Origin of the sequence: Nocardioides sp. (assembly GCF_036493135.1) — a bacterium.
Lineage (GTDB): Bacteria > Actinomycetota > Actinomycetes > Propionibacteriales > Nocardioidaceae > Nocardioides.
This window is the reverse complement of record NZ_DASXQG010000058.1, coordinates 1-9387: the sequence shown is the minus strand read 5'-3', so window position 1 is coordinate 9387 and position 9387 is coordinate 1. Positions and strand designations below refer to the sequence as shown.

The 9387-nt window shown below is 70.0% G+C and carries 12 protein-coding genes and 1 tRNA gene; 3 read left to right on the top strand and 10 right to left on the bottom strand.

Translation table 11 applies throughout. From position 1 onward, the window contains the following. Positions 1-850, bottom strand: an 850-nt coding sequence (locus tag VGJ24_RS10500) for an acyl-CoA dehydrogenase family protein (protein WP_331500526.1), incomplete at its 3' end; no start/stop codon positions are given. Between the two features lie 212 nt (positions 851-1062). Here VGJ24_RS10500 and VGJ24_RS10495 point away from each other — a divergent pair. Next, positions 1063-1530 carry an Rrf2 family transcriptional regulator gene (locus VGJ24_RS10495; RefSeq protein WP_331500525.1) on the top strand — a complete coding sequence of 156 codons (468 nt, stop codon included), beginning with the start codon at positions 1063-1065 and terminating at the stop codon, positions 1528-1530. An 18-nt stretch (positions 1531-1548) separates the two neighbouring features. Here the strand turns inward: VGJ24_RS10495 and VGJ24_RS10490 are convergent, their stop codons facing one another. The 5 genes from VGJ24_RS10490 to VGJ24_RS10470 all read right to left on the bottom strand — a co-directional run bounded on the left by VGJ24_RS10490 (position 1549) and on the right by VGJ24_RS10470 (position 6069). Then, the gene (locus tag VGJ24_RS10490) at positions 1549-2181 is read right to left on the bottom strand and encodes a DUF2461 domain-containing protein (protein ID WP_331500524.1); all 633 of its coding nucleotides are present in this window, start codon (positions 2179-2181) and stop codon (positions 1549-1551) included. Positions 2182-2218: 37 nt separating this feature from the next. Continuing rightward, a complete protein-coding gene (locus VGJ24_RS10485; RefSeq protein WP_331500523.1) occupies positions 2219-3367 on the bottom strand; it encodes a hypothetical protein in 1149 nt (382 codons plus the stop codon). Next, the gene (locus VGJ24_RS10480) at positions 3367-4599 is read right to left on the bottom strand and encodes a C39 family peptidase (protein WP_331500522.1); all 1233 of its coding nucleotides are present in this window, start codon (positions 4597-4599) and stop codon (positions 3367-3369) included. Before VGJ24_RS10480 ends, VGJ24_RS10485 begins: the two co-directional genes overlap by 1 nt. A 578-nt stretch (positions 4600-5177) precedes the next feature. After that, positions 5178-5250: transfer RNA gene (locus VGJ24_RS10475), tRNA-Gly, on the bottom strand. 48 nt (positions 5251-5298) lie between these two features. Beyond that, entirely contained in the window at positions 5299-6069 is a 771-nt protein-coding gene (locus VGJ24_RS10470; protein WP_331500521.1) for an SGNH/GDSL hydrolase family protein, read from the bottom strand. Between the two features lie 85 nt (positions 6070-6154). Here VGJ24_RS10470 and dcd point away from each other — a divergent pair, with 85 nt between their 5' ends. Then, positions 6155-6730: a dCTP deaminase gene (gene dcd, locus VGJ24_RS10465; protein ID WP_331500520.1), complete on the top strand. Its 576-nt coding sequence runs from the start codon at positions 6155-6157 to the stop codon at positions 6728-6730. After that, positions 6730-7401: an NADPH-dependent F420 reductase gene (npdG, locus tag VGJ24_RS10460; RefSeq protein ID WP_331500519.1), complete on the top strand. Its 672-nt coding sequence runs from the start codon at positions 6730-6732 to the stop codon at positions 7399-7401. The genes dcd and npdG overlap by 1 nt, the downstream gene beginning before the upstream one ends. A gap of 71 nt (positions 7402-7472) precedes the next feature. Here the strand turns inward: npdG and VGJ24_RS10455 are convergent, their stop codons facing one another. The 4 genes from VGJ24_RS10455 to VGJ24_RS10440 all read right to left on the bottom strand — a co-directional run. Continuing rightward, positions 7473-7601 (bottom strand): hypothetical protein, encoded by a 129-nt coding sequence (locus VGJ24_RS10455; protein WP_331500518.1) that lies wholly within the window; start codon positions 7599-7601, stop codon positions 7473-7475. Positions 7602-7648: 47 nt separating this feature from the next. Further along, positions 7649-8473 carry a DUF4097 family beta strand repeat-containing protein gene (locus VGJ24_RS10450; RefSeq protein WP_331500517.1) on the bottom strand — a complete coding sequence of 275 codons (825 nt, stop codon included), beginning with the start codon at positions 8471-8473 and terminating at the stop codon, positions 7649-7651. Positions 8474-8571: 98 nt separating this feature from the next. After that, positions 8572-9105, bottom strand: a complete 534-nt coding sequence (locus VGJ24_RS10445) for a toxin-antitoxin system HicB family antitoxin (protein WP_331500516.1) — start codon at positions 9103-9105, stop codon at positions 8572-8574. A 101-nt stretch (positions 9106-9206) separates the two neighbouring features. Continuing rightward, a partial coding sequence (locus tag VGJ24_RS10440) for a hypothetical protein (RefSeq protein WP_331500515.1) occupies positions 9207-9387 on the bottom strand: 181 nt, incomplete at its 5' end.

Sequence of the window (9387 nt, the reverse complement as noted above, 5' to 3'; positions counted from 1 at the left end):
CGCCGCCACCGACTCCCGGGTCGCCGAAGGTGAGCTCACAGGTGTTGGACACCTTGATCCCCATCTTGTGCTCGACGCCGGTGACGTAGACGCCGTTCCGCTCGCCGGTCAGCTCGCCGGTCTCCACGTCGAAGTGGAACTGCGGCACGATGAACAGGCTCAGTCCCTTGGTGCCCGGCCCGCCGACGCCCTCGACGCCGTGCGGCCGCGCCAGCACCATGTGGATGACGTTGTCGCTGAGGTCGCTCTCGGCCGAGGTGATGAAGCGCTTGACGCCCTCGATGTTCCAGGTGCCGTCGTCGTTCGGAGTGGCCTTGGTGCGGCCGGCGCCCACGTCGGAGCCGGCGTCCGGCTCGGTGAGCACCATCGTGGTGACCCAACGCCGGTCGACGATCAGCCGGGCGATCTTCTTGTCCCGCTCGTTGCCGTTGCGGTTGAGCACGCCGGCGAACATCGGGCCCGCGCCGTACATCCAGATGGCGGGGTTGGCGCCGAGCACCATCTCGCCGACTGCCCACTCCATGGTGGACGGGGCCGGCGTACCACCGAGGTCGGCGTGGGTAGCGAGGCGCCAGTACTCCGCGTCCATCCAGGCGCGGTAGCTCTTCTTGAACGACTCGGGCAACGGGGCGGTGTGGGTCTCGGGGTCGAAGACCGGGGGAGTCCGGTCGGCCTCCTCGAACGACGCAGCGAGGTCCTCGCGAGCGATCCGGTCGACCTCCGCGAGGATCTCGCGTGCGGTCTCGCCGTCCACCTCGGCGAACGGCCCGGTGCCCAGGACCTCGTCGCGGCCGAGGACCTCGAAGAGGTTGAACTCGATGTCGCGGAGGTTGCTCTTGTAGTGGCCCATGTCCCTACCTGTTCGCATCGGTGTCGGGTCTTCACGTCCCGGAAGCCCTGTCCTGAGTACGGCTACTCATCAGTAACTTCATCATGCCTCGCGGCGCGGGGCCAGGCAACCGGTCCAGCGGTACGCCGCGGCGAGCCGGCGCCGCGACACGCGTCGGGTGTGAGCGAGGCCACTGACGTCGGGTCCCAGCGGCGTTCTGGGAGACTGCACGCATGCGAGTCTCAGCCAAGGCGGACTACGCGCTGCGCGCCCTCATCGAGATGGCTGCCCGCGCGGACGGCGTCGACGCCCGCCCGGTGAGCGCCGAGGAGCTCGGCAAGCTGCAAGACATCCCCCACAACTTCCTCCAGGCGATCCTGGCCGACCTGCGCAAGGCGGGCATCGTGCACGCCCAGCGCGGCCAGTCCGGCGGCTGGCGGTTGGCGAAGCCCGCCGACGGCGTGACCGTGGCCGACGTGATCCGGGCCGTCGACGGTCCGCTGGTCTCGGTCTACGGCCTCCGTCCGGAGGCCGTCTCCTACAACGAGCGTGCCGATGCGCTGCAGCGGGTCTGGATCGCGGCCCGCCACTCGCTGCGCGACGTCTTCGAGCAGGTCACCGTGGCCGACCTCGCCGCCGGCGCGCTGCCGCCTGCGGTCGACCGGCTGACCGCGGACGAGGACGCCTGGCAGCCGCACTGACCCAGCCGGTCGCGCAGCTCACTCGGCGTCGGTGACCCACTCCACGAACGGGCGCAAGGTGCGCCAGTCGTCGCGCACCGCTTCCAGCAGCTCCGGCGTGTGGATGATCGGCTCGAAGCCGTAGTCGTGGCCGATCGTCAACGACTTGTGCCGGAGCAGGTTGATGCGAGGGTGGCTGAGGTCGTAGCCGCGCGGCGCGGTCTTCAGCACGTGGCCGCCGATCACCCAGCCGTTGGCCTCGAGCCTCTTGAGCATCTGCGCCAGGTCGTTGCCGCGCCGGTCGTCGTCGATCGCCTCGCGGATGGAGGCGATGCGCGGGCCGGTGGCGTCGTAGAAGCCGGCGCCGGTGCGGACGCCGCGCGCGGAGACCTCGACGTACCACCCGGTGGCGGGGCCGACCTCGACGAACGCGCCCTGCGCGGTCTTGTACGGCGTCTTGTCCTTGGCGAAGCGCACGTCGCGGTAGGGACGGAACACCTTGGCGTCGCCGAACTCCTCCGCGAGCGCGGCGCACAGGGCGACCATCGGTCGCCGCACGGAGTAGTCGTAGGTGCCCTTGTGCTTCTCCCAGTACGTCCTGGAGTTGTCCACCTCGAGGTCGTCGTAGAAGTCGAGGGCCTGGCTGGGGAATCCGGTGAACTCGGCAGGCATGACATCGAGCCTACGTTGCATGTTCCGGTCGTGGTGGCTACTCGAGGTTGGTCGTGACCTGCTCGTCACCGGCCTGTGCGTACGACGTGACCGTGAGGTGGGTGCCGCCGCAGCGCGGGGGCGCGAGGAAGGCGTTGCCGTTTCCCTTCGAGGCGTAGGCGATGCTCAGGCTCGCGGTGTCCGGCGACCAGCGCATCAGGGTCGCGGGATCGGTGCTGGTCTGCGGGTCGCGGGTGAAGTACGCCGCCCCGTCGCAGGCGACCAGGGAGCCCGACGTCCCGGGACCCAGGTCGTACCAACCGTCGTTGGTGTGGGCGTAGAAGTGGGCGACGTCGATGCGGTGGTCGTTCGGGACGACGGACCAGACCGAGCTGCCGTCCAGCACGGTGGCGTCCCAGCCCTTGCAGTCGGTCACGCCGGGGAACGACGTCAGCTCCCGGCCGTAGACGACGTTGAGGGTGCGACAGGAGGGATGGTGCGCGTCGAAGGTCATCAAGGACGTGCCGTCGGTGGTGACCGCGGCGCTCCTGAAGCCGTGACGCGGTGGGGCGCACCAGCCCGTCGTACCCTCACCCGAGGCCAGGTCGACGGTGGCCAGGCAGTAGCGGTGGTGGCTGCCGGAGGTGGCGTGGACCAGCGAGTCGGGGCCGAGCGCCCAGGTGCCGCCGACGACGGTCGGGGGGTCCGAGCGGCCGTCGAGGATGCTCTCGTGCCCGGACGCCAGATCGACCAGGGTGGCCCGGTCGGGAGCCTGCGCCAACCGGTCCTCGCTGACGACGAGGGCGTGGTGTGCGTCGAGGAAGGCGTCGGTGATGCGTGAGTGGTCGCCCGCGCGAATCGTCACCACCCGCGACTGCGGACCGACAAGTCGGGCGGTCGCGCCGCCGGCGGTCACGGTCAGGGTCCAGCGGTCGCCGACCGTGACCAGATCCTTGGTCGAGCCGGGGACGGCCGCCCAGTCCAGGAGTTGTTGCCTGGCCGTGACGACGAGGGGATGGCGGGGGCTTCCGACGGGGCTCGTGCTCGGGCTCGGGTCGATCGTTGCGGATCCGCTCGCGATGGTGTGTGGCGGACTCGCGACCGGGCCGGACGGCGAGCCGCCCGGTGACGAGGACGAGGTGCTGGTGCCGCACGAGGTGAGGACGACCGTCGCCGCGACCGCGGTGACCAGGCGACGTACCGACATCACACTCCGAGATTGTGCTGGAAGTGCGCCTCGTTCGCCCGGTACGACTGATAGGCGTTGCGCCACTGCACGCGCGAGATGAACGGCTCGTCGGGGTGGAACCGCTGCTGGTTCCACGGCTCGAAGTAGCCGAGCAGCGGGGTCTTGCCCTCGCGCTTCTGGTATCCGCGGCCGACCTGGAAGTGGCCCGAGCCGTCGTGGTCGAGATAGGGGAAGTAGCGCTGGAGCAGCACGGGGTGCAGCACCACCGGAGCGCGGTAGTCGACGAAGTGGCGCGCCATCAGCAGCTTCCACTGCTTGAACGACCAGTCGCCGATGTCGAGGGTGATGTACGGGCCGGCGTACGACGCCCGGTCGTAGCCGGTCGCCTGGTTGACGACGTGGACCATCGACGTGATCGCCGTACCGCTGGTCGTGGTGCCCAGCCGGCGGGCCCAGTGCGTCTGGCTGCGCTTGGTGTGCGACCACCCCCACGTGATCATCTGCATGGTGGTCGGGCCGCACCAGTAGGTGCGGTGCTGCTGCGAGACGCGGCTGCGGCGGAGGACCTTTCCCTCGTCGGGATAGTCGCGCCAGTGCTTGACCCGATGCCGGCCGTTGGTGTCCGGCGGCGACGAGGCCCGGGCCGTGCTGCCGGTGGTCACGGCAGCACGGCGTACCTCGGGGTGCCGCGCGAAGAAGCCGTGCGGAAGCGGGACGCCCTGGATCTGGTGACGGATCAGCCAGACCTTCGCCACCGAGCGGGCGGCCCGGGTGAGCTCGGCGCGTTCGGCCCGCGCACGCTCGGGGGGGCTCATCCGGGCGGCCTGTCGGAGGGCGTCGTACGTCGAGAGGTCACCGGTCGTGCTCACCGCGGTCCGGCGCGCGGCGGGACTCTCGACCAGGCGGACCGCCTGCGCGCGCACCTGCACCTGCGTGCGGTCGGTCCAGCCGGTGCCGAGGCAGTAGCGCTGGCCCTCGAAGGTCGCGCACCGCACGACCTCGTCCACGAGCGCGCGTGCCGACGAGGTGGCGGCTCCTCGACCGGCGACGGGACCGGCATCGAGGACGCGGTCGATGGTCCGTCGATACGCCGCGGTGACCCGGCCGTAGCCGGCGGTCAGCGACCCGGAACGCGCGACGTGCCCGGTCGTGCGGATGGTGCCGTCGTCCCCGCCTCCGCGAGGGACGAACGGGAGCATGGCCAGGAGCAGGACCAGGGCCCCGAGACTGATCCAGCGAGCGCGAGTCATGGGGAAGACCTCGAAACTTCAGGAGTCACATCCCCACCACTGTCCACAATGGTCACAGATGAGTCAAGGTTGGGCACGTTCCCGCGGACCCCGGTGGTTGAGGAAGGCGCGCCGGCGCCGGTCTCGAAACCACCCGGCTGATGATCCGGCTGATGATCCGGCTGATGGTCCGGCCGATGGTCCGGCCGATGGTCCGGCTGATGGTCCGGCTGATGGTTCCGTGACCGCTGTGGTCGCTCGACTCTGAACATGAGTCGACCTCGGGGCGCTGTTCTGCGAACCCGGCGGTGGCTTGGTTCTTCTCGTCGCACGTGGGAACGAGGTTCCGGCAGATGGCTTCGTCGCACGTGGGAACGAAGTTCCGGCAGATGGCTTCGTCACTCGCCGGAGCAAGCTCCGTCGAGCGGAAGGTCTCGGCGACCGTTTCGAGCACTCGACTGTGGCTTCGTTCTTCTCGTCACGTGGGAACGGAGTTCCGGCAGATGGCTTCGGAAGGTCTCGGCGACCGTTTCGAGCAACCGGCTGTGGCTTCGTTCTTCTCGTCGTCCGCCGGAGCTTCGCTCCGTCGGACGACTCGGAGCGGATGACGAGGCTCGAACTCGCGACATCGACCTTGGGAAGGTCGCGCTCTACCAACTGAGCTACATCCGCATGCCGGCGAACCGGCGTGCAGGATCGTACCCGACCTGTCGGGACCGATCAGATGGGCTCCAGGCTCGGCCGCTTGGCCGTGATGCCGTCTCCGGACGACCTCCCGGTGAGGCGGCGCTTGATCCACGGCGCCGCATGTCGGACGACCCAGTCGAGGTCGGCCCGCTTGCCGGCGCGGAACGGCGTACCCCCCGATGCGCCGGTGGGGTCGGACAGGTCGAGGTCGTGGGGTACGCCGAGCGTGTCGAGCACCTCGATCGCGACCGCACGATGGCCGAGCGGGCCGAGGTGCAACCGGTCCTCCGACCACATCAGCGCGGGGTGCTCGGGCCGCATCCGCCAGGAGTCGAGGACGACGGCGCCGTGTCGGTCGGCGATCTCACGGATCCGTTCGTTGTAGACCGCGAACCGGCCACGCAGCCGGGCGAACGGCCCACCGCCGCCCGGGTCGAAAGCCGTGAAGAGCCCGACCGTGGCGCCGCTGGCCGCCAGCTTGCCGAGGGCCTCGTCGTACACCTCGCCGAGCGCGTCCACGTCGCAGCGGGGCCGGATCAGGTCGTTGCCGCCGGCGTACACCGTGACCAGGTCGGGTTCGAGAGCGATCGCGGGCTCGAGCTGTTCGGCCAGGATCGGGTGCATCGTCCGACCTCGGATGGCGAGGTTGGCGTACCCGAAGTCGTCGGTCTTTGTCGCGAGCACCTCGGCGACCCGGTCGGCCCAGCCGCGGACGCCGTTGGGCCGGGACGCGTCGACATCGCCGACGCCCTCGGTGAACGAGTCGCCGATGGCGACGTACCGGTGGAAGACGCGTGCGCTCACGGCAGGCATGCTTCCAGAGCCGTGGTTTCGAGACGGTCGCAGGGCGACCTCCTCAGCCACCGGAGACGGCCGGTAGCGTGACGCCGTGCTGCTGAGCGACCGCGACATCCTCGCCGAGATCGACGCGGGCCGGATCGTGATGGGGCCGTGGGCACCGGAGATGATGCAGCCGTCGTCGATCGACGTGCGGCTCGACCGGTTCTTCCGGGTCTTCGAGAACCACCGCTACCCCCACATCGACCCGGCCGCCGACCAGTCCGACCTGACCAGGGTGGTCGAGCCGGAGGGGGAGGAGCCGTTCATCCTGCACCCCGGCGAGTTCGTGCTCGGGTCGACGTACGAGATGGTCACGCTGCCCGACGACGTCGCAGCCCGCGTCGAGGGCAAGTCGTCGCTCGGGCGGCTCGGGCTCCTCACCCATGCCACCGCCGGGTTCGTCGACCCCGGGTTCTCGGGCCACGTCACCCTCGAGCTGGCGAACGTCGCCACGCTGCCGATCAAGCTCTACCCGGGCATGAAGATCGGACAGTTCTGCTTCTTCCGGCTCTCGTCACCCTCGGAGCACCCCTACGGCTCGGAGAAGTACGGCTCGCGCTACCAGGGACAGCGCGGCCCCACGCCGTCGCGCTCCTTCCAGAACTTCCACCGGACCCCGATCTGATGGCGGCACTCGACGGGCTGACCGTCGCGGTCCTCGGGGGGACGGGTCCGCAAGGTCGTGGCCTGGTACGTCGCTGGGCCGCCGCGGGCATCCCGGTGCTGGTCGGCAGCCGCGACTCCGGCCGAGCCGCCGAGACCGCGGCCGAGCTGGCCGAGGCGACCGGCGGCGACGTACGCGGCCTCGCCAACGCCGACGCTGCCGCGGCCGGCGACGTCGTCATCGTGTCCGTGCCCTACGACGGTCACGCCGAGCTGTTGCGGTCGTTGGCCGGCGCGCTCGCGGGCAAGGTCGTGGTCGACTGCGTGAACCCGCTCGGCTTCGACCAGCAGGGCGCCTACGCGCTCGCCGTACCCGACGGGTCGGCCGCGCAGGAGGCCGCGGCGCTCCTTCCGGACTCGATCGTGGTCGCGGCGTTCCACCACGTCAGCGCGGTGATCCTCAACGACCCGGCGATCCCCTCGGTCGACACCGACGTCCTGGTGCTCGGCGAGGGCGAGCACCGCGACGCGACCGACCTCGTCCGGGCCCTGGCCGAGGCGATCCCTGGGGTGCGCGGTGTGTACGCCGGTCGCCTGCGCAACGCGCACCAGGTCGAGGCCCTGACCGCGAACCTGATCGCGGTCAACCGGCGGTACAAGGCCCACGCCGGCCTGCGGGTCACCGACCTCTGAGAAGAGGGTCGACCGACGACAAGAGCCGGCCGCAGGTCTCTCCCTGCGGCCGGCTCTTCGTGCGGCCGGTGTCACAGCCAGCTCAGGCGGCGGATCTTCCGGTGGCGCCGGCGTACGGCGGTGGGCTTCGGCCGGTGGGTGGGGTGGATCCGGTCCTCGATCAGGTAGCGGGCCTGGGCCTCGATCACGGTCTCGTTCATGGTGGTGCTCCTTCCCGGTCGTGCGTGGGTGCGCGTGGTGGTGGTGGTCAGACTTCGGTCAGCGTGATGTCGCCGCTGACGGTGCGGGCCTGGAGCTCGACGTGCTCCTGACCCTCCTGCGGGGCTCCGACACTCTCGATGTTCGAGCGGATGGAGCCCGAGACGGTGTTGACGTCCGCCCAGACCGGCGTGCCGGCCGGGATGCCGATGCGGAGGTCGCTGCTCGCGCCCTTGACGCTGACGCGGCCGCGGCGGGCGGTGCCGATGTGCATGTCGCCGCTGCCGGTCGACAGGGAGATGTCGGCGTTCGCGGTGACGACCTTCAGATCGCCGGAACCGGTCTTGACGACGGTGGTGGCGTTCGTGGTGCCGACCTCGACGTCGCCCGAGCCGGTGGAGACGTTCAGGTTGCCGACGCAGGTGCCGACCGAGATGTCGCCCGAGCCGCTCTTCACCTGCAGCTCCGCGTGCGCCTCGGCGATCTCGACGTCACCCGAGCCGGTGTCGACGCGTGCGGCGCCGGTGAAGGTGTCGCAGGTGACGTCACCGGAGCCGGTCTTGATCCGGACCTCGTTGACCTGACCCTCGACCTCGATGTCCGCGCTGCCGGTCTTGACGGCCACGTCGCTGCCGGTGGGCAGCTCTACCTGGACATGGAGCTCGCGGTCGCGACCGGTGAACCAGCTGCCGCCGTCCTTGGGGGCGATGACCGAGAGCCGGTTGTCCTCGAACGTCACTTCGACCTCGTCGGCGTCCCGGCCCTCGATGTCGAGGGTGGTGGTGCCGGTCGCGGTGGCGCGGATCTCGACCTTGCCCTTGCCGATCTCGACGTACAGGTCGATCGGCTCGGGAGTCTCGAACTGGCGGTTCATCTGGTGCCTCCTGGTGGCAGGGTGTGGAGTGCCGGGGGAGCGGCCGTCTGCCGTCCCCTGCTGCTGTCGGTGGTGGATGCCTGCGTGCTGTCTTTCGGTCAGAGCCAGCCGGTCATGCGCTTGCCGCCGCGTTTGCCTCGGCCTTCGAACGGGTCGCTGCCGCCGAAGAACGGGATGCTCGAGAGGTCGACGTCTATGTTGATCGACCCCTCGCGGGTGGCGGCGCGGACGACGTTGACCAGCCAGGTGTTGAGCGACTGCCCGGCATCCGCGGCGCGCTCCTCGGCCTTGGCCTTGACCGCCTCGGGGATGCGGAGCGTGATGCGGGAGAGGTTGCCGTCCTCGACGTCCTCGGGAGCCGGCGGCGGGGGAGGTGCCGGGGGCGTCGGCGCGGCGACGTGCACGAGGAAGTCGAGGTCGCGACCATTGAGGCGTACGTCGACGCCACCGTTCGGCATCTCGGCGGTGATCTCGGCGGCGGCCTGCGAGACCGCCTCCATGATCGCCAGCCGGGAGCTGGACTCGAGAGCGAAGCCGAGCCGCTCGGCGGCCTGGCGGGTCTCGTCGCCGGCGGAGTCGGCGGCCGAGACGAGCGAGGACCGGAGGCTCTCGACGTACGGGGTGATGTCCATGTGCATCACTATGACATCACAGTGATGTCATGTCAAGCATCTGGTGACATCGAATGACGTCATTGCGGCGTCAGGTGGTGTTGACGCAGGTCAGCGGCCTGTCAGAGGTCGAAGAGCGAGCCGCCCTCGTCCAGGTCGACGTCCTTCTTCGGCTCGGGCTTCTTCTCGGCGGGCTTCTTCTCCTCGGGCTCGTCCGGGGAGGCTTGGTCGTCGGTCTGTGGAGCGTCGTCGGCATCGGGCGCCGGGGACGCTCCGACGTCGCCCTCGTCGTCGAGGTCGAAC

Coding starts and splice junctions, on each gene's coding strand:
- VGJ24_RS10495 (WP_331500525.1), top strand. CDS start 1,063: ATGCGAGTCTCAGCCAAGGCGGACTACGCGCTGCGCGCCCTCATCGAG.
- VGJ24_RS10490 (WP_331500524.1), bottom strand. CDS start 2,181: ATGCCTGCCGAGTTCACCGGATTCCCCAGCCAGGCCCTCGACTTCTAC.
- VGJ24_RS10485 (WP_331500523.1), bottom strand. CDS start 3,367: ATGTCGGTACGTCGCCTGGTCACCGCGGTCGCGGCGACGGTCGTCCTC.
- VGJ24_RS10480 (WP_331500522.1), bottom strand. CDS start 4,599: ATGACTCGCGCTCGCTGGATCAGTCTCGGGGCCCTGGTCCTGCTCCTG.
- npdG (WP_331500519.1), top strand. CDS start 6,730: ATGGCGGCACTCGACGGGCTGACCGTCGCGGTCCTCGGGGGGACGGGT.
- VGJ24_RS10455 (WP_331500518.1), bottom strand. CDS start 7,601: ATGAACGAGACCGTGATCGAGGCCCAGGCCCGCTACCTGATCGAGGAC.
- VGJ24_RS10450 (WP_331500517.1), bottom strand. CDS start 8,473: ATGAACCGCCAGTTCGAGACTCCCGAGCCGATCGACCTGTACGTCGAG.
- VGJ24_RS10445 (WP_331500516.1), bottom strand. CDS start 9,105: ATGGACATCACCCCGTACGTCGAGAGCCTCCGGTCCTCGCTCGTCTCG.